Consider the following 22798-nt stretch of genomic DNA (forward strand, 5'->3'; position numbering starts at 1 on the left):
GCAAAGGTACTACGATTGGATATATTAACCAAATTTTAGTAAAAATCTAGAAGATTCCACCAAAATCCAAAGCCTTTCTTAGTAATTATTCTAAAATTCGATTCATATCACCAGCAAATTAGAATGATATTCTTTATCGGCGTTAACACACTGATTTTTCATTATAAATTTGGATAATTACGCACTTTATCGTACCTTTGCAGCCAAATTAAAAAAGATGGCAATACAAGATGCAATATTCAGACGCTCCGAACTGCTTTTAGGCAATGAATCTATGGAGCGCATCGCCCAGAAAAGGGTGATTATCTTTGGCGTGGGAGGTGTTGGTTCATGGTGCGCAGAGAGTCTGGTACGTAGTGGTATCAGGCATTTGACGATTGTGGACAGCGACCGTGTTTGCATCACCAACATCAACCGCCAGCTGATGGCTACCACAAAGACCGTCGGTCAGGTAAAGGTAGATGCACTGAAAGAGCGTTTGCTAACAATCAACCCTTCAGTAGAGATTAATGCCCTACAAAAGATTTTCACGGCAGAGAATGCAGATGACTTTGCACTTGATACTTACGATTACATCATAGATGCCATCGATTCGCTGAAAGATAAGGCTACGCTTATTCTCCTGGCTTGTCGTACTAATGCCAAACTGTTCTCATCAATGGGAGCTGCCTTAAAGCTGGATCCTACCCGTATCAAAGTTACAGAGTTCTGGAAGGTACAGGGCGATCCACTAGCCCGCGCACTTAGAAAGAAATTCAAGTCGCAGAAGCAATTCCCTAAGCGAAAGTTCCAGTGCGTTTATAGCGACGAGCTACTGGAGAACAAAGGTCACAATGCCACCTGTGGCACCGAGAAGTGCATGTGCCCCAAAGCCCAGAATGGTCCAGGCGACAAGAGTCTGTTGAACCACGAGTGGTGCTCTTCTAAAGCCCAGATCAACGGTACGCTTGCTCATATCACCGCTATCTTTGGTTTTATGTTGGCAGGTCTGGTGATAGAAGATATAGAATATTATTCTACGAAATAGGCAAACAGGCTTCGAATCTAGCAAAAAACATCAATTAACGCCACGTTTATAGATATATTATCTAAATATCACCAGATATTTGGAGGTTATATCTATTCTTTGTATCTTTGCACCCAAAATCGGAACAGTTATGGCAAAGTATATAATAGCAGATAACCAGGAGATAACAAGGTTCGCGCTCGAAAGTCTGCTCAAGCAGAACGACGAGAACCAGATATACCGTGCATCAGACAAAACAAGTCTGGTGGCCCAGTTAAAGGAGCACGAGCATGCTGTGGTTATACTCGACTATACCCTGTTTGATTTTGCCGACGAAGACCAGTTGCTGATTGTAAGCGAACGCTTTGCCTTATCGCAATGGTTACTTATCAGCGATGAGCTGACGCCTCAATTCCTGCGTCGCGTCATCTACTCATCACATCAGTTCAGTATAGTATTTAAGGACGGACCGATGAAGGACGTGCGCGATGCCCTGCACGCTGTAAGTCACCATCAGCGTTTTATCAGTCAGCGTGCGCTCGAAGTCATCATCTCGCAACAGAACGACGAAGAAAAGCCTGACATTCTGACCGCCACCGAAGCCGAAATCGTGAAAGCCATCGCTCAGGGCAAAACCACCAAGGAGATAGCCGAAGAGCGATTCTCCAGTATCCACACCATCACCACCCACCGCAAAAATATCTTCCGCAAATTAGGCATCAACACGGCACACGAACTCATTAAGTATGCCATCCGTGCCGGCTTGGTTGATCCTTCGGAGTTCTACATCTAATCCGCAATTTAGTTGATTGTTTTACTGCGTTCGTTGAATAAATTAGCACGATAGGTTTTATCATGCTACCTTTGCAAAACAAATGATTCACTAAAACGCATTAAAACATGAAAAAAGCAATGACCAGAATGATGCTGGTGGCATCGGTAGCACTTTTGATAAGCTGTTCGGCCGGCGACCCATTCAGCGATTACACTAACAGTTGGGGAGATAACTGGGGCAACGACACTCCCAGCGAGAATAGCAGCGGCAGTTCGACCACCACTGGCGATCTAACCACATTTACCGTAAACATCGACCAGACATCGGCCGAACCAACTGATGCGGCTACAGAGTACATGCCCGACGAGGAAGACGCTCTGGAAAACAGTACTTTTACCACCGAGGTTGCCATCGATATGGCCAGCCCCACAGCTAAGACCGAGAACGGCGTAGAGATAACCGTGAACGGCGGACATATCACAGCCAATCACGGCTCTACCAAAAACATCTGCTATGTACTGAGCGGCACCACCAGCAACGGATCGTTTACCGTTGTAGGCGACAAGAAATACGAAATAAAGCTGAATGGTGTAAATATCACCAATCCCGACTCGGCAGCCCTGAACCTGCTGAGCGGCAAGCGCGCCTATATCGTATTGGCCGACGGCACCAGCAATACACTGACCGACGGTACGAGTGGCAGCCAGAAGGGAGCACTCTACTGCAAGGGAAAACTACTGTTTAACGGCAGCGGACAGCTGAGTGTTGTCGGCAATACCAACAATGCTATCCACTCGGCCGACTACATTGTGTTTCGCAAAGGCAACAACATCTACGCAAAATCAACCGCCAACCATGGTATCAAAGCCAACGACGGTGTGTTTATCAACGGCGGTATCATCAACGTAGAGGTAACGGCGGCAGCAGCCAAAGGTATTAACTGCGAGAGTAACATCGTGGTTAACGGCGGTCGCACCACCGTGATCACCACTGGCGACGGCACCTACGACACCGACGATCAGGAGGCCAAAGGGGCTGCCGGCATCAAGGCCGACTCTACCTTTACCATCAATGCTGGCGAGTTATGGCTCAAGAGCACTGGCAGCGGCGGCAAAGGCATCAACGTAGATATGGATGCCAACTTTAATGGCGGCAGCGTGTATGTGGTGACCGAGGGCGGACAATACAAGAGCAATAACGACACCTCGTCGCCAAAGGGTATCAAGGCCGATGGCAATATCAACATCACAGGCGGCACCATCTGGGTGCGCACCAGCGGCTATAACGGCGAGGGCATTGAAACCAAGAGCCAGCTGAACATCAGCGGTGGCGAGGTGGCCTGCTATGCTTACGACGATGCCATCAACTCGAAAGGCGACATGACCATCACTGGCGGCTATGTGTATGCACAGGGCAAGAACAACGACGGACTGGATGCCAATGGCAACATCTATCTGAAAGGCGGACTGGTGTATGCCATCTGTTCGGGCTCACCCGAGGTGGCCATCGATGCCAATACCGAAGGTGGCAAGAAGCTATACCTTACCGGTGGTACCATCGTAGCTATCGGCGGACTGGAGAGTGGCAGCAGTCTCACACAGTCGTGCTACCAGTCGTCGTCATGGAGCAAGAGCACCTGGTACACCATGACCGTTGGCGAGAACACCTTCTCGTTCCGTACCCCATCCAGTGGCGGTTCCGGGCTTGTAGTATCAGCAGCCACTACCCCCACCCTGCAGTCGGGTACATCGGTTAGCGGCGGTAGCAGTTTCTTTGGCGGCTTAGGCATTGCAGGCGGTACCATATCGGGTGGAAGCAGCGTTTCGCTCTCAAGCTATACCGGCGGTAATAGCATGGGCGGAGGCGGCGGTTGGCCTGGCGGTTGGCACTGACACAATAAATCGCAATTTTTCACGTTATTAATAGTAGTAATTGGAATGTATTGGATGAAAAATCAGTCGAGACAAGAAAACCTGATATACTTAGTTGTGTGGAGTTTGCTCTTTGCAACTCCGCTACTAAGTCTGTATCTACGTACCATGAGCGATGATAACCTCAGCTTTCAATGGGGTGAAGTATTCTTTATCTGGGGCAAGTTCATTATATTTTTATTGCTGTTCCTGTTTCACAATTTCCTGCTGGCACCCTTGCTCATCCAGCGGCATAAGCGCACCCTATACTTATCGGCCATCACCATTGTGATTACAGGATTTGTGTTCGTTCAGATGAATACTCATCCACGGCCTTTCCCTGAAAGAGAAAAACGCGAATTCTTTAACGGCCCACGCCACGAACGCGATGACCGCAGAATGGATCGCGACGACCACAGAATGCCACCAGAATTTCATGACCGAAAGCCCCATCCGCCATTCATGCGCAAAGAGGGACCGGGCAGAGGACTTCACGACATCATTGCCACCGTCATACTCGTGCTGATGTTTGGTGCCAACCTTGGTTCCAAGCTCTACTTCCGCACCCGTAGCGACCAGCGCAAACTGCACGAACTGGAAAAGCAGAATCTGGAGCAGCAGCTGGAATATCTGAAATATCAGATAAACCCACACTTCTTTATGAACACGCTCAACAATATCCATGCGCTGGTGGATATCGACCCCGCCAAGGCACAGGACACCATCCTTGAGCTGTCGAAGATGATGCGCTTTGTGCTTTACGAAGGCGATAAGAGCGGTGTGCCTTTGAATCGCGAACTAGAGTTTATACGTACTTACATCACACTGATGCAGCTACGTTATACCGATAAGGTGAAGATTAATCTCGACCTGCCTACCCAGATGCCCGATAAAACCATACCACCACTTATGTTGGTATCGTTTATCGAGAATGCCTTTAAGCATGGCGTGAGTTATCAGCACGAATCGTTTATCGATATTAAGGTAGAACTTATCGAGCCACTGCCTCAGGTAACCCACCTGCACTTTACCTGTAAGAACTCCAAGGCCGAACGTCCCAATGAAATGAAAGGTGGTGTGGGTTTAGTGAACGTTAAGAAGCGACTGGACTTGTTGTATGACAAGAACTACACGCTGAGCATCAAAGATGATACTGATACCTATTTTGTAGAACTAATATTACCATTATGATACGTTGTTTAGCTATCGACGATGAGCCTTTGGCTCTGGGGCAACTGGTTTCCTATATTAATAAGGTGCCATTTCTGCAACTGGCAGCTCAATGCCAGAGTGCCTTAGAAGCCCGCAAGTTTTTAGAGAACGATACAGTTGATGCCATCTTCTGTGATATCAACATGCCCGACCTGAATGGTATGGACTTTGTAAAGTCGCTGGCGGTACCACCACTGATTGTATTCACCACAGCCTACTCAGAGTATGCGGTTGAAGGATTTAAGGTGAATGCTGTAGATTACCTGCTGAAGCCCTTCGGTCTGCAGGACCTGCAGCGTGCCGCCAACCGGATTAAGGACCGACTAACCGAATCGGTAGCCGCAGCCAGGCCTGCTACCGATAGCGACGACTCGCTCTTCCTGAAGACCGACTACCGCATTGTAAAGGTGAGCATACCCGATATCAGGTATGTAGAGGCTATGAGCGAATACCTGAAAGTGTGGATAGAGGGCGAGGCAAAACCCATCATCACACTACTTTCGATGAAGAAGATGGAGGAGCATCTGCCCAACAACTTTATGCGTATTCACCGCTCTTATATCATCAACCTGAACAAGATTCAGGAGGTAAATAAGAACCGTGTGATTATGGATAGCGATACCTATTTACCGATAGGCGATTTGTATAAAGATGCATTTCAAGCTTATCTAGATACCAAGTTCTTAGGAAAATAAGGGTGGCCGCACTTGCGGTCACTTTCTTTTTTCACACTTTTTAGGTATTGTGATATTCCTTTAATAGCCGTACCTTTGCACCCGAATTTCTAAAATTACATTAATTCGGAGATGAAAAGGATAATTTATACACTGATGATGTTGGCGATTTGCTTTACAGGCAACGCACAAAAAAACAATGCAGACAGCACAAAAACATCGTGCCTGAGCGTAGGTGGCTATGGCGAAGCTAACTTTACACGTAATTTCTTTAGCGACCATGTGAGTCGTTACAGTCAGCCCGAGGAACATAAGAACGATCCCAGTCACGGACGTCTTGACATCCCCCATGCAGTGATATATTTAGGTTACGACTTTGGCAAAGGCTGGAGTTTTGGTACCGAGATAGAGTTTGAGCATGGCGGCGCAGGTATTGCCTACGAGAAAGAAGACGAAGAAGGCGGTGAGTGGGAACAGGAAACCGAGAAAGGCGGTGAGGTAGAGCTGGAGCAGTTCTGGCTGCAGAAGTCGTTTGCCCCTTGGGCTAACATCCGTGTTGGCCATATCGTAGTACCTGTTGGTTTGAACAATGCACACCACGAGCCACTGAGCTACTTCACCGTATATCGCCCCGAAGGCGAGAACACCATCATGCCCAGCACCTGGCACCAGACAGGTGTATCATTCTGGGGACGTGCAGGCAAGTTCCGCTACGAGGCTCAGTTCCTAGGCGCCCTGAATGCCGACCAGTTTACCAACGTAGGTTGGATTCACAAGGGTCATAAGTCGCCCATGGAGTTTGATGTGGCCAATAAATATGCAGCAGCCCTGCGTATCGACAACTACTCGATTCCTGGTTTGCGTATCGGTTTGAGTGGCTACTACGGTCACAGCATCGGCAACACCTATCCTAACGATGCCAATGGTACAGGTGCCACCTATCAGGGTAAGGTTGCCATTGGTGCCATCGACTTTACCTACAATGCCCACAACTGGATTGTTCGCGGACAGGCCGACTATGGCTACTTAGGCAATGCCAGCGAGCTGAAGTATATGTACAACCGCCTGAACTCAAAATCACCTTTCAAGCACTCTGCCTTTGTAAGCAGCAATGCTTATGCCATGGGTATCGAGGCTGGCTACGACATCTTCTCGCAGATACAGAGTATGCGCCAGCAGGGTGAGCGCCTTTATCTATTCGGACGTTACGAGGCTTACAATCCCTACGCCAGCGACACCAAGGGCATCAGCTACGACTACACAGCCGTTAAGCGCATGGCAGTGGGTCTGAACTATCACCCCATCAAGCAGATTGTGATCAAGGCCGAGTACTCTAAGCGCTTCTTAAAGAGCAAATACAACAACGAGCCATCGGTTAACATCGGTGTGGCTTACGAAGGATTCTTCCTCTAAAATCGAAATTTCCACATAATTATTATAGCAATGAAGAAAATTACTTATGCAATGTCGGTCCTCATGATGGGACTCGCGTTCACTGCCTGCAGTGAAAGTAACAACAACAATGAAGAGAACGGTAACGAGTTCAACGTTATCAACACTACACCATTAGTAGATGAGGACAGCTATCCCCAGAACACCACCGCTGCAAACTACAACAGCAAGGCTTTCGGTCAGGACGCTATCGACAACTGTTTGTCGCTGATTTCAGAGCTTGAAAATGCCAATACCACCATCGCTACAGCAAAACTGAGCGAGGCTCAAGAGGCTTACCTGCGCAAGGTACTCGAGACTCTGGTTGGTAACGTCATCGTGCCTACCTATACACAGTTGGCTGATGATGTTGAGGATTTGGAGAAGACTCTGAACGGTCTGACCGTAAACAGCATTACACAGACCCAGATTGACAAGGCTTGTGCCGACTTTAAGCAGGCCCGCCAGAACTGGGAGCGCTCTGAGGCATTCCTGATGGGTGCCGCCAGCGATTTCGATATCGACCCAACTATCGATTCATGGCCTTTGAACCGCAGTCTGCTGCTCAACTACTTTAACAATGGCATGAACGACGAGATGCTGGAGGATGCCACCATCCTGGGCTTCCACGCTTTGGAGTTCATCCTGTTCCGTAACGGTCAGAACCGTAAGGTAGCCGAGTTGCAGGGTAACGATACCTACACTAACTTCGAGAAGATTACTGGTGCCCAGGAGCTGGCTTACGCTCAGACTATCTGCACCCTGCTTAAGCAGCGTTGCTTCCAGTTGCAGGTTGCCTGGGAGGGCGAGACAGCAGCTAATGCCGCTCGTGTAGCAGTAGTTAAGGCCGCAGGTCTGGATATGACTACCGCCGCAGGTCTCTCTTATGGCGAGAACCTGAAGCAGGCTGGTGTAAGTGGCAGCAAGAGCACCTTCCCCACACTAAAGGATGCCATTGCTCAGGTACTGATTAACGACGAGGGCTCATGCTTGGCTATCTGTAACGAGGTAGGTACAGCCAAGATTGCTAACCCATTCAGCGCTGGCGACATCGCTTATGTAGAGTCGCCTTACAGCTACAACTCAATCACCGACTTCCGCGATAACATCCGCAGTATCCGTAACGTATGGCTGGGTTCTACCGACAAGAAGGCTAACGAGTACAGCTTCCACACCTTCTTTGCCAGCGTAAAGAGCGATAAGGTGAACACCGCTGTAGAAAGCAACTATGTGGGTGCTATCGAGGGTATCAGCAACATGCCAACACCATTCGTTAAGTATTGCAGTGTGGTATGGGGCAAGAACTTCGACGATCCCGACAACTGGGATTCTACATCTGGAGAGTAATACACCTGAAAATTAATTAAACAAATACACTAATGGAGAAAATATCGAAACTAACATGTGTTGTATGTTTCGGAATGCTGTCGGCCGCAGGGCTGACAGCATGTTCCGATAATAACGACTTTGCAGATCTGGGACCTCTGACACCTGAAGAACAAGCATTCGGAAAAGCTACTGGCAACTTTACTGCCGAGGAATGGTACCCCGGCGGTGAGCTCGGCACCACCGAGAAGGCCAGCTATTCGGCCATCACTCCTGCTGCTATTGCCGCTGGCATGGAGGATGACTTCAATACGGGTGAAGGTTTCTTTGAGAAGCTCTACACCTTTGAGCAGGAGCCACGTAAAGGTTTAGGTCCTGCATGGGTGCGCAACTCGTGTATCGCCTGCCACCCCAGCTATGGTCACGGCAAGCGTCAGACAGAATATCGTGCCAACCAGATTGGCAACGGCTATCTGCTGGTGATTTATCATCCTGATACCAACGGCTATATCACCGAGGTAACAGGTATGCCTCAGACACAGGCCATGTCGCCCTTCAAGGCTCCTATCGACGAAAATCAGATAACCATCGACTGGAAGAATGTGACAGCCATGGAGAGCGGACTGCCCATGAAGTTTGAAGATGGCGAGGAATATGCCCTCATCTACCCAGAGGTAACCATCCCTCAGACCGCCTTCAACACCAACCCACTGCCTACCAACTACGAGGTGCGTCTGGAGTCAACCATCGGCGTGTATGGTACTGGTTTGCTCGATGCCATCAGCGATGAGGATATCGAGGCACAGTGGTTGGCCGAGTCGAAGCATGCCACACTGAACCCTGCCATGTGGGATCAGGAGGCTGGCACCTTCAAGGCGTCTGCCTACTATTCGGCTGCTTATAACGATCTGGGCACATTCCGTGGCTCTCACGGTCCGATTAAGCGTTTCACTTATGCCATGACTCGTGGTTCGCTGCAGGATGGTGCCGGTTCTAACGCTATCTGGAATATCACCAACGTCACCCGTAGCGACCGTCACTTCCTCTACACCACCCCCGCATGGGCCAAGGCACAGAGCGAGGATAAGGAGGTGATCAGCTATATCAAAGAGCACGGCGAATCGCCACTCAGCATTCTGCACCCCTACTATGCCGACGGTACCGACGAAGGTATTGCTGCTCGTGTAAACGAGATACTGAGTTGCTCGTCGATTGCCAAGAAGGAGACCTTCGACAAGTACCTGTTTAACGGTGCGCCTTACAATGGCAAGGAAGAGATGAGCGACAAGCAGTACTATCAGTTTATGGTATGGCATCGTGCTCTGGCTGTTCCTGCAGCCCGCAACCTGAACGATGCCGACGTACAGCGTGGTAAGGATCTGTTCTCGCAGATTGGTTGTGCCCGCTGCCACCGTCCTTCATGGAAGACTGGCAACGACGATATGTGGGTAGATGCCAGCATCAAGGCATACGCTAAAAGTGTTGGTAAGGATGCCAACAAGATGCTGCCACGCTATCCTAACCAGACTATCTGGCCTTACACCGACATGGTTCAGCATCGCCTGATGATGAAGAACGACATCCGCACAGGCTGGTGCCGCACCACACCATTGTGGGGCCGCGGACTGTCGCAGTTGCTTACAGGTGCTAACGATCGTCTGCACGACTGTCGCGCCCGTAGCGTTCTCGAGGCCATCATGTGGCACGGCTACTCTAAGCAGTCGGATGCTTACGGACCAACAGAGAAATTCTATCATCTGCCTAAGGCCGATAGAGATGCTGTAATAAAATTCATCGAGTCTATATAATAATTTGCCCGCTGCTTACGTTTATTATATATGAAGCGAAGTATAATCATTCTATACATCGTGGTGGTTGCTGTACTGGCAGCTGCCACGGTTTTTGAGAAATATCAGGGTACAGAGTATGTATCCAACAATATCTATGGTGCCTGGTGGTTCTCGGCCTTATGGGCTTTGTTAGTAGCCGTCAGCATATTCTGGCTCATCAAGCGTAAGGTGCGTCGCCCATCGGTAATGGTGCTACACCTGTCGTTTGTAGTTATCCTGGCAGGTGCCCTGCTCACGCATCTCACCGCCGTAAGAGGTGTAGTACCTTTACGTCAGGGCGTAGCCACCAACACATTCCTAACACGCGACATGCACCTCCACCAGTTGCCTTTCAACATCTGTCTGGAGCATTTTGACGTAAAGTTCTATGAGGGGACAGAGATGCCATCCGACTATATCTCGCAGGTTACCATCGATGGCAAGCCCTTTACCATCTCAATGAATCAGATTGCCAGTTATAGGAATATCCGCCTGTATCAGATGGACTACGATGCAGATATGCAGGGTAGTATCCTGTCGCTGAATTACGATCCATGGGGCATCCCCGTAACCTACTGTGGTTACGCCTTGCTGTTTGTATCGCTCATCTGGATACTCATCGATCCTAAGGGCAGGTTCCGCGAACAGCTTGCCTTGCTGCGTAATCATCGCTTGCAGCTCAATATCTTTGCTGCAGGCGTGCTGGTTTGTTTCTTATTCCTAATGTACCACTTCCTGAATAAGTACTCGCCTGAGAACCACCCCATGCCTGTACTCAACTCGCGCCTGCTACCCATCCATATTGCAACTATCATGCTGGCTTACACCCTGTTGTTGTTTGCCTGCCTCAGCAGTCTGGTGGGTATTATTTCTACCAAGCATCGCCAAGGCATGCAGCACCTGTCGCAGATGATGCTTTACCCTGCGCTCACTTTCCTAGGCTTTGGTATCTTTATCGGTGCCATCTGGGCCAACATCTCGTGGGGTAACTACTGGTCGTGGGACCCCAAAGAAACCTGGGCACTCATCACCCTGATGATTTACGGCATCCCCGCCCATCGTAGCATCAAACTTAATCACAACGTGTATATGGTTCTGGCATTCCTCACCATCCTCATGACTTACTTTGGTGTAAACTACTTCTTAGGCGGCATGCACTCGTATGCTTAAGGATACACCAATACCTATTTTATATTAGTTCTTTTTATTGAACACCGAAAGGTGCGCGATGCTTAAAACACTCGGTTTTAGGTATTGCGCACTTTATTTTTTCGCCGTACCTTTGCACCGTCGAATTAAAAGTATAACAATGAGAACAGAAAGAAACATCCCAACGGAACTCAAAGTACTGATGAACCACATCTACGAGCTGAATAAAGGCGTGCATCAGATGGTACTGTTTACCTGCAATAAAAAGTATGGTAACCAGGCTGTTGAACGACTGGAAAGCCAAGGCATACCCTACGTGCTGCAGCCTGCAGGTCAGAAGAACCTGAACGTTTACTTTGGGCGCCGTGAATGCCTGGATGCCATCCGACTCATTGTTACCCGTCCGTTGAACCAGCTTACACCTGAAGAGGATTTTATTCTTGGTGCCATGTTGGGGTACGACATCTGTGCCCAGTGCGAGCGCTATTGCAAACGCAAAGGACAATGCGACGGAAACTGCAAATGTAAGAATTAAACCACATAATGATAATATAAAGTAATGAATTCAACTATTGTAATTTATGGTTCCTCTACAGGAACATGCGAGGCCATCGCAGAGAAGATTGCCTCGAAACTGGGTTGCGAAGCCTTGAATGTACAGGATCTTTCGGCCGAAACCGTTGCCGCCAACCAGAATCTGATCTTAGGTACCTCTACCTGGGGAGCCGGTGAACTGCAGGACGATTGGTACGACGGTTTGAAGACCTTGCAGGGTGCCGACCTGAGCGGCAAAACTATCGCCATCTTTGGTTGTGGCGACTGTTCTACCTATAGTGATACATTTGTAGGTGGTATGGGTGAGCTCTACAACGGCATCAAAGACAGCGGTGCCAACTTTATTGGTAGCGTTGAAACCGATGGTTACACTTTCGACGATTCTGAAGCTGTTATCGATGGCAAGTTTATTGGCCTGCCTCTCGACGACATCAATGAGGACGACCAAACCGATACTCGTATCGATGCCTGGTTGGCAGCTATTACTACAAGTCTTTAATCACAGGTGTAAATTTATAAATAAGTATTTGTTTAGTTAGGGTAAAGGTGGCTAGTCGAGACGACCAGCCACCTTTCTTTTTTCGCATCTTTGCGGCATAAATTAACAATCATTGTTTCTATATAGCCACTAAACTTTGTGGTTATAGTGTCTGATAAGACACGCTACACCAATGGTTGCGAGCAAAAATTCCAAAGCTACTACTAAAATGTATACCATAGTAATTTGATTATAAATTAGGTGAAACAGAACATATCCAATTTTCGAGATTGCATTGGGGCGTTTCAGCATATAGCTGTTCGCCAACAATGTGCGCATGGCGTTCACGCAGATCATGGCAAATTTTATCTGCATCATGATTCAGTTTGTTACCTAATGCCACTAACACGGCAAAGTTCTTTCCACTTAGGCTAGCACCACGCAACGTTTGACAAGCCCATTGCCAATGGGGAGTCATACTTCCATCAGCCATAAACTCCAATGCAAGAACAAAACTCTGGCAGTTTTCTATCTGCCTGTTGTTAATACTCTGTACGCTGATAGTTTCAGCGCCAAGCTTGTCGGCTATTTCTTCTGCAATAGCCTGACAACTGTCGTATACCACGACGATTGATTCATGTTTCATACCCACAAAAATTAAGTTGCGCCTCACGCCCTTACATCGAGAGCACTTAGCAAATACCGAAAAAGGCTGGTCTTCAGACTTTCCTCCACTCCCAAGCGCCTTCTCACCCAAACGGGCAATGGCATTGATGCTTAGGAGCCATAATGGAGTTCACTGCTGCGGGACAGTCGGAGATTCTCACTCACATTCCCAATTAATCGCGGCTAAGCGAACCTTTACGGGCGAAGGTCGAGGCGTAGCCTCAACTTTCACATAGACTCATTCTTGAATCACGTTGCAAATATACAACATTATTCTTATACGCCAAACAAAAAATCAAAAATAATTTGTTTTATACAAAAAAAGGCCCCAGGCCTTCTATCCGTTAGCGAGATAGTTGGCCTGGGGCACGTTTGGCAGTTAACGCTTCGTTCCATTACGCACTGCCCTTCATTGTCAAAAGGATATTGATCATTAGGTTATATCTATTACTTAAAAAAAAAGAAAGAGCGATTAAATTTTCTGGTTGCAAAGGTAAGGCAAAAAATCCATTCCCACAAGGGTTTAGACAAATGGTCGGGTGGTTTCAGACAAATCGTCGGACATTTCAGACAATCTGTCGGACAAAACGACACGTCGTCGGACAAATTACACAACTTTTGGTACTTAATTTCAAGATAATGATAGTAAAACACACGATAAAACTACATTTTGTATTGTGGTTTTAAATAATTTTATATCTTTGTACCCACAAACGATTTATGATGAGTTTTATTAAGTACATATATAATAGGTGTAGTTATCGCGAACAAATACCCGACTATTTGTCTGAAACCACCCGACCATTTGTCTGTGCTATTGCAGATACTGTCTTTTTGTTATATCTTTGCACCAGAAATTTAAAAACAAAAGTAATAAAAGTATGGAAACAAATCTAATTATCCTGATGGCATTCGCCTTAATAGTGTTGGCAATGATTGTAAGATTGTGGGTACTCGACATGAGCCACAATGGTAAACTGTAATAGTATATATCTTAAAAAGATGCATTTCTATATTGGTGTGATAAACTTCTAAAAACATGGAAATAGTGCTGATGGTTCTGTTAGTCGTCGCCGTGATATTATTTATCATGGTGGTAAGAATGTTGGTGCTCGACATGACTCACAATGATAATTAATGCAAACTTGTTACCCAACCGCATATTATTTATAAACACGAATACAAAAATGAAAAAATTCTTTTTTAATGTTAGTAGCCGCCATGATGGTTACAATGAGTGCTAATGCACAGGAGAAGAAAAACGAGATCGGTGTATTCTATGGTGTAGAGTCGGCCTCTAACATTATTTCGGTTGTTACCAGCGGATTCGCTGCTGCCACAGGCGACCAGAGTTCTTGGTGGGGTCCCGTAGGTATTGAGTACTATCACCACGTTTCGCCAGTAGTGGCTGTAGGTGGTGTGGCCGTATTAGCCAGCTGTAAGGCTGAAGACGAGAAAACCAAGTCGAAAGATCTGAAAGAAACATTTATCACTGTTATGCCATCGGTAAAATTCAACTGGCTACGCAAAAAGAGTTTCGGCATGTATTCGGCTCTCTCTGCCGGTGTGATGTTCGCCTCTATTTCAACGAATGAGTCGGTTAAACAAGCAGATCCGAAGGCTAAGGATGAAACTCTCGCCGCATTCATGTTCCAGGCTACAGCTTTGGGTATTGAGTTTGGCGGTGACTTCCGTGGATTTGTTGAGGCAGGTCTGGGTGAAAAGGGATTGCTTTGCGCCGGTCTGCGTTACAGATTCTAAATCTTTATGAATGGAATATTGAAGGGGGGAAAAGATAAAAACTTGATTTTTTATTTGGGTTTTTAGGAAATAACCCGTACCTTTGCACCTACAAACTATTTATCATGAAAATTTGTAGGTGCATATATATAATAAGTATAGCAATCATCCTTACCGTGCTCACGGCCTGTGGCGGCAAGGACAGTGAAAAACGTGGTGACATCCCCGCAAAGCGCATTGCCACACGTGGCGACAGTATTGCTCTGGCTGCTAGATTTTCTGGCGACTTTGAGCATTTCCTGGCCGTTACCGACAGTTTGGCCGAAATAGGCGAACTCTCGCCGATACGTGCCGAAGGCTATCGTGGCGTAGCTTATTTCCAGATGGGACAGATGGATAAGTGCATCGAGTGCTTCCGTCGTGTTGTTGCTATCGAGAATCCTCCTGCCGAGGACTTCTGGGAGTACATACATGCAGGCACTAACCTGGTTATCATGCTAACGACCGATCGCGACTACGATAATGCCATGCGCACTGCCCTCCTGCTTATCGACAAGCTGAAGGATGTGGACAATCCATACCGTCCTGTCGAATTACAGACGCTTTACTTAAGCCTAGGCGACACCCAGATAATGTTGGAACGCTACGACGAAGCCAAGAAGAGTTATGACGATGCCTATCTGTGGGTACTTCGCACAGTTAACGACTCTACAAACCGACCGATAGCAGCCAGCATTCAAACCTTAGAGAATATCGCCGTTAGTCACATCAATCACCACTTGAATGAGGCCGGCGTATGGGTAGATCGCATGGACTCGCTTGTAACTATCTATGAGAAAGAGCCCAAGCCGATTGAAAAAGAAATAAAAACACTGCGTGCCTTAGTTTGGCTGCATCGTGCACAAGTGTACCAGATGAACGGAAAAACAGCCGAAGCCGCCCGCAATTATGCCCAATATATGAAAACCGACTTTGGACAAACACTCGAGGGACGCATCAACGGCTGCGGATACCTGGTAGAAGCCCGTCGCTATGCCGAAGCTGCCGACAACTATACCGAGCTCGACCGTTTTATTAAGGATTGGGGTTATGAATACGATTTAGAAACCATCGGTCAGAATCTGCTGCCTAAGTTCCGTTCCAACTATTTTGCCGGACGTAAGGACTCGGCCCTCCATGTGGCCATGCAGATAGCCGAAGTCTACGATACGGCCCTTGTACGCCAGAAGCGTAGCGAAAGTGCCGAACTGGCTACCATCTACGACACGCAGGGCAAGGAGCGCCAGATAGCAGAACAGCGCGCCCAGAACCGATTCGTAACAGCCATCAGCATTGCCGTCACCACAGCAGCTTTACTTATCCTGGCTTTCGGTCTCTATGCCTTCCTGCAGTGGCGCATCACCCAGCGACGTAACCGCATCCTGGCCCGCCAGATTACCGAGGCCGTAGAGTATAAGGAGAAATACAAGGAGCTGAAAGCCGCTAACCGTTTGGCCGAATCAACAAATTCGCTCAAGGTAGAAGCTGAAACTGCAGAACCAAATACAATTGAAGCAGGACTTAGTATCACTGATTTCACAACACTTACCGACGAGCAGCTATTCCTCTACCTGCGCGATTTGATTGAAAACGCAAAACTGTTCTTGCAGCCCGACTTTGGCCGACAGTCGCTCATCGATCGTACAGGCTTGTCGAAAGAACGCATTGGTGCCGCCTTTGCCCAGGGTAGCGATAGCGTTTCGCTGCCAGCCTACGTTCGCGAACTTCGCCTCGACTATGCTGTAAGTCTGATGAACAGTCAGCCCGACCTGAACGTTGAGCAAGTAAGTCAGGCCAGCGGATTTACCAGCGCCGATACCTTTACCCGTAACTTCCGCACCAAGTACGGCATGACACCAACCACCTATAAACAAACAAATAACAACACGTAAAAAAACAAATAACATATGGACAGAATGAAAAAACTACTTTTAATAATGCTTGTTGCCATGACAGCAACAATCAGTGCACAAGCACAGACAAAGCGATCGGCCGACTTCAAAGTTAAGTATCAGCTGAAGGAGGTCGTAGTGATGAGTCGCCATAACATCCGCTCACCACTGGTATCGGGCGGTGCTACCTATATGCGAGTAACGCCTTATGAATGGTTTAAGTGGACATCACCAGGCAGTCAGTTATCACTGCGTGGCGGCGTGCTTGAAACAGAGATGGGACAGTTTTTCCGCAAATGGTTGGTAGGCGAAGGACTGCTGCCCGACAACTACCGTCCCGATGGCGACGATGTACTGTTCTATGCCAACTCTCGCCAGCGCACATTTGCCACAGCCAAGTATTTCTCTGCCGGATTCCTGCCCTTCGCCAACGTTGAGATTAAGCACAAGTACGAGGAGGACAAGATGGATCCCTTGTTTACGCCACAGTTCACAAAGATGAACGATGCCTACCGTCAGCAGGTTCTCGCCGAGATAAACGCCATGCACAATGGTCCACAAACATGGATGCAGTCTGTACAGCCCACACTAACGCTAGTGGAGGAAATCATTGACATGGCGCACTCACCAGCAGCGCAGAACGACACAACACACTTCTGGTACGATGATACGCAGTTTACGTTAGAAAAGGGCGACGAACCGAAGATGACTGGCGGCTTTAAGTTGGCCAACAGCGTAGCCGACGCTCTGGTACTGCAATGCTACGAGAGCGAGAGCATGTCGGCCTTCGGCCATGAGTTAACCCAGGAACAATGGCGAGCCATCTGCGGCATCAAGGAAGTGTACGACAATTTGCTCTTCACAACTCACAGTGCTGCAGTAAACCTGGCCTACCCGTTAGTAAGCCGTATCCGTGAAGAACTGCACCATGACGGACGTAAGTTCACGTTCCTCTGTGGTCACGACAGCAATCTGGCTAGCATCGGTGCAGCCTTACGTCTCGTATATCCAGAAACCGAGCAGGCTCTGGAACTTCATACCCCCATCGGTTCTAAACTCGTATTTGAGAAGTGGAGCAACGGTACGGAAGAATTCGTTGCCATCAACCTGGTATATCAGTCCGTCAGTCAGTTACAGGATCGCACATTGCTTTCTGTCGAAGAGCCGCCTATGATTCTCCCCGTCACCATCGAAGGACTGACGGCTAATAGCGATGGACTCTACCATCTGTCAGATCTTGATGCCCGCATGGCCGAAACTATGACGGAATACGATGCCATCAAAGACACCGAGACTTCCGCCATCCCTGCTCCTGCCACCACCATTCCCTCCGGCTCTGCCCGTTCCTACACACTCAGCGGAACCCTGGCTTCTAATAGTTACCGAGGAATCGTTATCGAACAAGGCCATAAGACCGCAAGAACAAAATACTAGTTTTTAAGTATTGCACACCCTACCAATAAGTATTATCTTTGCATTTGAATAAAATGATGTATTTGAATGCAAAGATGTTTCTTGTTGATGATAGCAGTAGTGATACTGCAAAGTATTAATGCTCAGGGAGTTTTAAAAGGTCTGGTAACTGATAAGGATACACACGAACCTATTATTGGAGCTACAATTACAGATGCCGTAAAGCGTAAGCCACTTACAGTGACTAACGCTGATGGTTGCTTTGTCATACCTAAAAAAGGGGATGCGCAACATTCTGCGCAACAAATCAAGATAACCTATATAGGTTATAAACCACTGACAGTAAAAGCTACTGCCAATGGGCACTACGAACTGGAGGCCGAGATTAGTAAACTAGGCGAGGTGGTAGTAACGGCTCAAGAGAGTCGTGGCCTTACCAGTGCCTCGAAGATTGAAAAGCACGCGATGGAGCACCTGCAGCCATCAAGCTTTGCCGATTTACTGGAGCTGCTACCTGGCGGTCGCAGCAAAGATCCCGTCCTCAGCACCCCCAACAACATCCATATCCGAGAACTGTCAACCGGCAATGCCAACTATGCCACTTCGTCGTTAGGCACCAGCTTTGTCATCGATGGCGCCCCCATCTCCACCAATGCCAACATGCAGTATATGGCAGGGGCTTGGGATGCTGCCGCCACAGCTCGCGACAACACCAATGCCGGTGTTGACATGCGAAGCATATCTACCGACGACATCGAGAGCGTAGAAGTGGTAAGAGGTATCCCCTCGGTAGAATATGGCGACCTGACAAGCGGCTTAGTCAAGATAGAACGTCGTAAGGGTGGTCACGATCTGAACTTCAGACTGAAAGCCGATATGGGTTCAAAACTGATGTACGTAGCCAAAGACATGGAGTGGCAGGAAAAGCATCTGAGCCTGAATCTGAGTGCCGACTACCTGAATGCCAAGGCCGATCCACGCAACCGGTTAGAGAACTACAAGCGTGTAACCCTCTCGGCGCGCTTGAACAAAGCCTGGGAGCACGAATCTTACAACCTGCAATTAACAACTAACGCAGATTACACAGGCTCGTTTGACAACGACAAACAAGACCCCGACCTGAACTACCACCAGGAGGATAGTTACAAATCGAGCTATAACCGCATGGCACTGATGAGCCAGCTGCAGATGAAGATGAAGCGCCAGCTATGGCTCAAATCGGTAGGTCTGACCGTATCAGCAGCCTACGAGCATAACCTGATGGAGCGCACACGCTTTATTCAACTTTCGCGAATGACGGTGGCTCCCACCTCAAAAGAGGAAGGCGAGAACGATGCCTATATCCTGCCTTTCAAATACGTAGGCTACCACAAAGTAGATGGCAAGCCGCTTAACACCTATGCCAAACTGAATATGCGCCTGCAGGTGCCAAGCAACAAGGTGTCGAACACCCTGCTGTTAGGTGCCGACTGGAATATCGACAAGAACCTGGGACAAGGACAGGTGTTCGATCCCTACAAACCCGTTTACACTAGTATTTCTTCGCGCCAGCGTGCTCTCAAGGAGATACCAGCCAATCACCGCGTATCAGCCTATGCCGAAGAAAACATCAAGTGGCCCACCCCCGTTGGCACGTTCGAACTGATGGCAGGCATCCGAGGCACACAGATGCTGAACCTGCCACAGGCCTACACCATGCACGGCAAGACCTACTGGGACCCACGTGCCAACATCGGCTATACCCTGCCCAAACTCACGGTATTTGGCAAGCCCACCTTTATCCGATTGGCAGGTGGAATAGGTCAGCACACCAAGATGCCAACCATGGAGCAGCTGTTCCCCGATAAGCTCTACATTGATTTTATCCAGCTGAACTACTATCACGATAATCCCGATTACCGTCGCATCAATCTGATGACCTACATCCGTGATCCTCGCAACACCGCCTTAGAACCAGCCCGTAATCTGAAGTGGGAGGTCTCTACGGATATCACACTGGGTGGAAATCGACTGGCAGTCACATTTTTCCGCGAAAAGATGACATCGGGATTCCGTTCACAGAGCTATTACGACACCTACACCTACAAGCAATACGACGCCTCTGCCATCAATGCCGATGCGCTCACTGCTCAGCCCGACCTCGGCAGTCTTACCTATCAAGAGGTGAACGAACTGGCAGGCTATGCCAACTACACGAATGGCAGCTTGACACTGAAGGAAGGTATAGAATACACACTCGAAACAGTACGTTTCCCAGTGATTCTCACCCGTCTCACTATCAATGGCGCCTATCTGCGCACCACCTACAACAACTCGATTGTGGACAGCTACCGTCCAAGCGTGGTTATCGACAACCGCCAGTTGCAGTATGTTGGTCTGTATGCCAACGACGATGGCTCTGTACGCGAACAGTTCAACACAAACTTCACACTCGACACCGACGTGCCCAAGCTAAAGCTCGGATTCTCGTTATCGGCTCAGTGCCTGTGGTTCACCACCTCACAGCGCAAAGAGGTGAGCAACTACCCCACCCAGTACATTGCCCCTGATGGCAGCATTCACGAGTGGCAGGACGAATATGCCAACGACACCTATCTGCGCTGGCTGGTACGAGATTACTCAGCATCGCTGTTCGAAAAGAATCGCGTACCATTCAGTATGAACCTGAACTTCAAGGTAACCAAAAAGCTACTCGACGATCGCCTGAATGTAGCCATGTTCTGCAACCGCTTGCTGAACTATGCCCCCGATTACGACAGTCGCGGCACCACCATACGTCGCCACGAAACGCCTTATTTTGGATTAGAAATGAATTTAAAGATATGAAACAACTGATATGCTGCATGATGGCATTGGTGCTGTTCAGCGCCTGCCATCAGGAAGAGAATACGATTTTTACCACAGCCAGCATCACACTGGTTAGCAACGAAGCTGCCAACATCGGTCGTGTACAGGCTCAGGCTCAAATCACCAATGTAAACACCCGCCAGACCACCACAACGGCTGCCTTCAACGGTGCAACCCTACAAGTAGAGCTGCTGCGTGGTGCCTACGAGATACTGATAGAAGGCGTGGCTACCTATACCGATGCCAACGGCACCGAGCATATACGCCAGTTCCGTGCCCAGACCGACTATGTGGAGCTGGCTGCCATGGATACCAACGTCACGACACTCAATATGATATTCCTTGATTGATATGAAGCGATACCTATTATATATATGTTTGATGGGCACCTCGTTGCAAACCATGGCAACCGAGGCTGATTCTGCCTTGATAGAGCATACCATTCTGGCACGAGAGATAACAGCCGATGCCGAACGCAACCCAGCCCTGCATGGTGCCGCCTACCGCTCATCGTTCTCACAGCTGGCTTTAGGCATCGACATGCAGCACCAATCCGAAGCATTCGTACAGCAGTTAGGTAGCGGTTATACCCTTCCCTACGCTGGTGTTGATACCTACCTGCGCCTTTCTCCCCGCACAGCCGTATGGGGTTCTGCCTCGTACACCACAGGCACACAAAAGGAAGTACGCTGGAACTCAACCTCCGACTACGAGCTGCTGCAGCCTTACGTGCTGGCTGATAGCTTAGGCGGCGACACTCATCGCGAACGCTATGCCTTTTCTGGTGGTTATGCCACCACTGTGGGCAGTTGGTTGGCAGGTGCCGAAATGCTGTTCCGTGCCGAACAGGAGTATCGCGACTACGACCCACGTATGCGTGGTGTCGTCACCGACCTCACCATTCGCCTTGGAGCAGGCCGACAGCTGAACAGCTACCTGTTGGGTGCTGCCTTCGAGTGCAACATCTATCGCCAGACCAACAGCGTGACCTTCTACAGCGAAGAGGGTGTGATTCCCGAATATCAGATGACAGGACTGGGAACCGAATACAGTCGTTTCTCAGGCGACAAGCGCAGTTTGTACTATGATGGTGGTGGCGTAGCCCTACTACTCAGTGCTACCCCTGCCGACCACAACGGCATGTATGCCGACCTGATGTTAGGCGAGCACCGCTACCAGCGCAAGTTGGCCGAGTATAACTCCATGCCTCTCACAACCTTGTATAGTGAGCAGGCAGCACTAACCTTGGGATGGCGTAACAGCCAGTGGGCCTTGTTTGCGCATGCCGACTATACCAAACGTAGTGGCGATGAGCAGATTGGTGGCACCTCCGATGCCCGCTACTTCCCCACTATCGGCACACTCACCATGTATAAGCATCAGCTATTGGATGCTTATTTAGGAGCATTCTACACCCAAGGCAGTCTCAGTATGATGCTTCGTGGCGGCTACCAAAGCAGCAACGAGAAATACGTTTACCCCGAGCGCCAACTGAACTACAGCAGAGCCTACGGCGAACTGAAAGCCCAGTGGATAAAGGCTACCAGTAGGCAACTATCGCTGACTGTGAATACCCGTGCAGCCTACGAGGGTCAGCTAACCCACAAGATTTATATGCCCTACGCCAATATGAAGAGTAGTTTTATCGAGATGGTTAACCACACCTATCGCTACGCTAAAGCCAACTACACTCACTTTGGCGCCAACGTGCGTTCCGACTACCATTGGAGCAACAGCCCATATGGAGCTTTTGCAAAACTTGGAGTCGACCTGACACTCTGTTCGGTAGGCGAACACCAAACCACCTTACAAGGGGCCATAGGTATAACATTCTAAAAAATAAACATAACAATTTA

18 protein-coding genes and 1 riboswitch are annotated in these 22798 nt (G+C 48.6%); of the genes, 17 read left to right on the forward strand and 1 reads right to left on the reverse strand.

Going from position 1 to position 22798, the window contains the following annotated elements; all coding sequences use genetic code 11:
- Nucleotides 1-217 precede the first annotated feature (217 nt).
- From BLU97_RS00635 to fldA, 11 genes are all read left to right on the forward strand, one after another.
- Nucleotides 218-1027 carry a ThiF family adenylyltransferase gene (locus BLU97_RS00635; protein WP_074759795.1) on the forward strand — a complete coding sequence of 270 codons (810 nt, stop codon included), beginning with the start codon at nucleotides 218-220 and terminating at the stop codon, nucleotides 1025-1027.
- A gap of 130 nt (nucleotides 1028-1157) precedes the next feature.
- Nucleotides 1158-1799, forward strand: a complete 642-nt coding sequence (locus BLU97_RS00640) for a response regulator transcription factor (protein WP_074759796.1) — start codon at nucleotides 1158-1160, stop codon at nucleotides 1797-1799.
- Between the two features lie 107 nt (nucleotides 1800-1906).
- Nucleotides 1907-3673: a carbohydrate-binding domain-containing protein gene (locus tag BLU97_RS00645; protein ID WP_074759797.1), complete on the forward strand. Its 1767-nt coding sequence runs from the start codon at nucleotides 1907-1909 to the stop codon at nucleotides 3671-3673.
- A gap of 45 nt (nucleotides 3674-3718) precedes the next feature.
- Nucleotides 3719-4882 carry a sensor histidine kinase gene (locus BLU97_RS00650; protein WP_254771624.1) on the forward strand — a complete coding sequence of 388 codons (1164 nt, stop codon included), beginning with the start codon at nucleotides 3719-3721 and terminating at the stop codon, nucleotides 4880-4882.
- Nucleotides 4879-5598, forward strand: a complete 720-nt coding sequence (locus BLU97_RS00655; protein WP_074759798.1) for a LytR/AlgR family response regulator transcription factor — start codon at nucleotides 4879-4881, stop codon at nucleotides 5596-5598. The genes BLU97_RS00650 and BLU97_RS00655 overlap by 4 nt, the downstream gene beginning before the upstream one ends.
- Before the next feature lie 111 nt (nucleotides 5599-5709).
- Complete coding sequence (locus BLU97_RS00660; protein WP_074759799.1) at nucleotides 5710-6990, forward strand: autotransporter outer membrane beta-barrel domain-containing protein; 1281 nt, start codon at nucleotides 5710-5712, stop codon at nucleotides 6988-6990.
- A 30-nt stretch (nucleotides 6991-7020) separates the two neighbouring features.
- On the forward strand, nucleotides 7021-8355 hold the full coding sequence (locus tag BLU97_RS00665) for an imelysin family protein (RefSeq protein WP_081352792.1): 1335 nt from the start codon (nucleotides 7021-7023) through the stop codon (nucleotides 8353-8355).
- A gap of 32 nt (nucleotides 8356-8387) precedes the next feature.
- Nucleotides 8388-10142, forward strand: coding sequence for a di-heme oxidoredictase family protein (locus BLU97_RS00670; protein ID WP_254771625.1), 1755 nt, complete (start codon nucleotides 8388-8390; stop codon nucleotides 10140-10142).
- Nucleotides 10143-10172: 30 nt separating this feature from the next.
- A complete protein-coding gene (gene ccsA / locus BLU97_RS00675) occupies nucleotides 10173-11333 on the forward strand; it encodes a cytochrome c biogenesis protein CcsA (RefSeq protein ID WP_074759802.1) in 1161 nt (386 codons plus the stop codon).
- Between the two features lie 139 nt (nucleotides 11334-11472).
- The gene (locus BLU97_RS00680; RefSeq protein ID WP_074759803.1) at nucleotides 11473-11847 is read left to right on the forward strand and encodes a DUF2023 family protein; all 375 of its coding nucleotides are present in this window, start codon (nucleotides 11473-11475) and stop codon (nucleotides 11845-11847) included.
- Between the two features lie 24 nt (nucleotides 11848-11871).
- Nucleotides 11872-12366: a flavodoxin FldA gene (gene fldA, locus BLU97_RS00685; protein ID WP_074759804.1), complete on the forward strand. Its 495-nt coding sequence runs from the start codon at nucleotides 11872-11874 to the stop codon at nucleotides 12364-12366.
- A 229-nt stretch (nucleotides 12367-12595) separates the two neighbouring features.
- Here the strand turns inward: fldA and BLU97_RS00690 are convergent, their stop codons facing one another.
- Nucleotides 12596-12991 carry a hypothetical protein gene (locus BLU97_RS00690; RefSeq protein ID WP_074759805.1) on the reverse strand — a complete coding sequence of 132 codons (396 nt, stop codon included), beginning with the start codon at nucleotides 12989-12991 and terminating at the stop codon, nucleotides 12596-12598.
- Between the two features lie 46 nt (nucleotides 12992-13037).
- Nucleotides 13038-13223: riboswitch (cobalamin riboswitch) on the reverse strand.
- 994 nt (nucleotides 13224-14217) lie between these two features.
- Between BLU97_RS00690 and BLU97_RS00700 the strand changes: the two genes are divergently transcribed.
- The 6 genes from BLU97_RS00700 to BLU97_RS00725 all read left to right on the forward strand — a co-directional run bounded on the left by BLU97_RS00700 (nucleotide 14218) and on the right by BLU97_RS00725 (nucleotide 22778).
- Nucleotides 14218-14772 (forward strand): hypothetical protein, encoded by a 555-nt coding sequence (locus tag BLU97_RS00700; protein ID WP_074759807.1) that lies wholly within the window; start codon nucleotides 14218-14220, stop codon nucleotides 14770-14772.
- 104 nt (nucleotides 14773-14876) lie between these two features.
- Entirely contained in the window at nucleotides 14877-16682 is a 1806-nt protein-coding gene (locus BLU97_RS00705; protein WP_074759808.1) for a helix-turn-helix domain-containing protein, read from the forward strand.
- Between the two features lie 24 nt (nucleotides 16683-16706).
- The gene (locus BLU97_RS00710) at nucleotides 16707-18116 is read left to right on the forward strand and encodes a histidine-type phosphatase (protein WP_175456275.1); all 1410 of its coding nucleotides are present in this window, start codon (nucleotides 16707-16709) and stop codon (nucleotides 18114-18116) included.
- A gap of 87 nt (nucleotides 18117-18203) precedes the next feature.
- On the forward strand, nucleotides 18204-20921 hold the full coding sequence (locus BLU97_RS00715; protein WP_254771648.1) for a TonB-dependent receptor: 2718 nt from the start codon (nucleotides 18204-18206) through the stop codon (nucleotides 20919-20921).
- Nucleotides 20918-21292 carry a hypothetical protein gene (locus BLU97_RS00720; RefSeq protein WP_073047500.1) on the forward strand — a complete coding sequence of 125 codons (375 nt, stop codon included), beginning with the start codon at nucleotides 20918-20920 and terminating at the stop codon, nucleotides 21290-21292. Before BLU97_RS00715 ends, BLU97_RS00720 begins: the two co-directional genes overlap by 4 nt.
- A 1-nt stretch (nucleotide 21293) precedes the next feature.
- Complete coding sequence (locus BLU97_RS00725) at nucleotides 21294-22778, forward strand: DUF6850 family outer membrane beta-barrel protein (protein ID WP_074759811.1); 1485 nt, start codon at nucleotides 21294-21296, stop codon at nucleotides 22776-22778.
- The last annotated feature ends 20 nt before the right edge of the window (nucleotides 22779-22798 follow it).

The organism is Xylanibacter ruminicola (assembly GCF_900107775.1).
Lineage (GTDB): Bacteria > Bacteroidota > Bacteroidia > Bacteroidales > Bacteroidaceae > Prevotella > Prevotella ruminicola_C.

What these genes read in the sequence shown, in the direction of transcription:
- BLU97_RS00650 (WP_254771624.1), top strand. Translation starts at nt 3,719, where the DNA reads ATGTATTGGATGAAAAATCAGTCGAGACAAGAAAACCTGATATACTTA.
- BLU97_RS00710 (WP_175456275.1), top strand. Translation starts at nt 16,707, where the DNA reads ATGAAAAAACTACTTTTAATAATGCTTGTTGCCATGACAGCAACAATC.
- BLU97_RS00660 (WP_074759799.1), top strand. Translation starts at nt 5,710, where the DNA reads ATGAAAAGGATAATTTATACACTGATGATGTTGGCGATTTGCTTTACA.
- BLU97_RS00680 (WP_074759803.1), top strand. Translation starts at nt 11,473, where the DNA reads ATGAGAACAGAAAGAAACATCCCAACGGAACTCAAAGTACTGATGAAC.
- BLU97_RS00635 (WP_074759795.1), top strand. Translation starts at nt 218, where the DNA reads ATGGCAATACAAGATGCAATATTCAGACGCTCCGAACTGCTTTTAGGC.
- BLU97_RS00705 (WP_074759808.1), top strand. Translation starts at nt 14,877, where the DNA reads ATGAAAATTTGTAGGTGCATATATATAATAAGTATAGCAATCATCCTT.
- BLU97_RS00700 (WP_074759807.1), top strand. Translation starts at nt 14,218, where the DNA reads ATGTTAGTAGCCGCCATGATGGTTACAATGAGTGCTAATGCACAGGAG.
- BLU97_RS00665 (WP_081352792.1), top strand. Translation starts at nt 7,021, where the DNA reads ATGAAGAAAATTACTTATGCAATGTCGGTCCTCATGATGGGACTCGCG.
- BLU97_RS00690 (WP_074759805.1), bottom strand. Translation starts at nt 12,991, where the DNA reads ATGAAACATGAATCAATCGTCGTGGTATACGACAGTTGTCAGGCTATT.
- BLU97_RS00645 (WP_074759797.1), top strand. Translation starts at nt 1,907, where the DNA reads ATGAAAAAAGCAATGACCAGAATGATGCTGGTGGCATCGGTAGCACTT.
- ccsA (WP_074759802.1), top strand. Translation starts at nt 10,173, where the DNA reads ATGAAGCGAAGTATAATCATTCTATACATCGTGGTGGTTGCTGTACTG.
- BLU97_RS00670 (WP_254771625.1), top strand. Translation starts at nt 8,388, where the DNA reads ATGGAGAAAATATCGAAACTAACATGTGTTGTATGTTTCGGAATGCTG.
- BLU97_RS00655 (WP_074759798.1), top strand. Translation starts at nt 4,879, where the DNA reads ATGATACGTTGTTTAGCTATCGACGATGAGCCTTTGGCTCTGGGGCAA.
- BLU97_RS00640 (WP_074759796.1), top strand. Translation starts at nt 1,158, where the DNA reads ATGGCAAAGTATATAATAGCAGATAACCAGGAGATAACAAGGTTCGCG.
- BLU97_RS00720 (WP_073047500.1), top strand. Translation starts at nt 20,918, where the DNA reads ATGAAACAACTGATATGCTGCATGATGGCATTGGTGCTGTTCAGCGCC.
- fldA (WP_074759804.1), top strand. Translation starts at nt 11,872, where the DNA reads ATGAATTCAACTATTGTAATTTATGGTTCCTCTACAGGAACATGCGAG.
- BLU97_RS00715 (WP_254771648.1), top strand. Translation starts at nt 18,204, where the DNA reads ATGATAGCAGTAGTGATACTGCAAAGTATTAATGCTCAGGGAGTTTTA.
- BLU97_RS00725 (WP_074759811.1), top strand. Translation starts at nt 21,294, where the DNA reads ATGAAGCGATACCTATTATATATATGTTTGATGGGCACCTCGTTGCAA.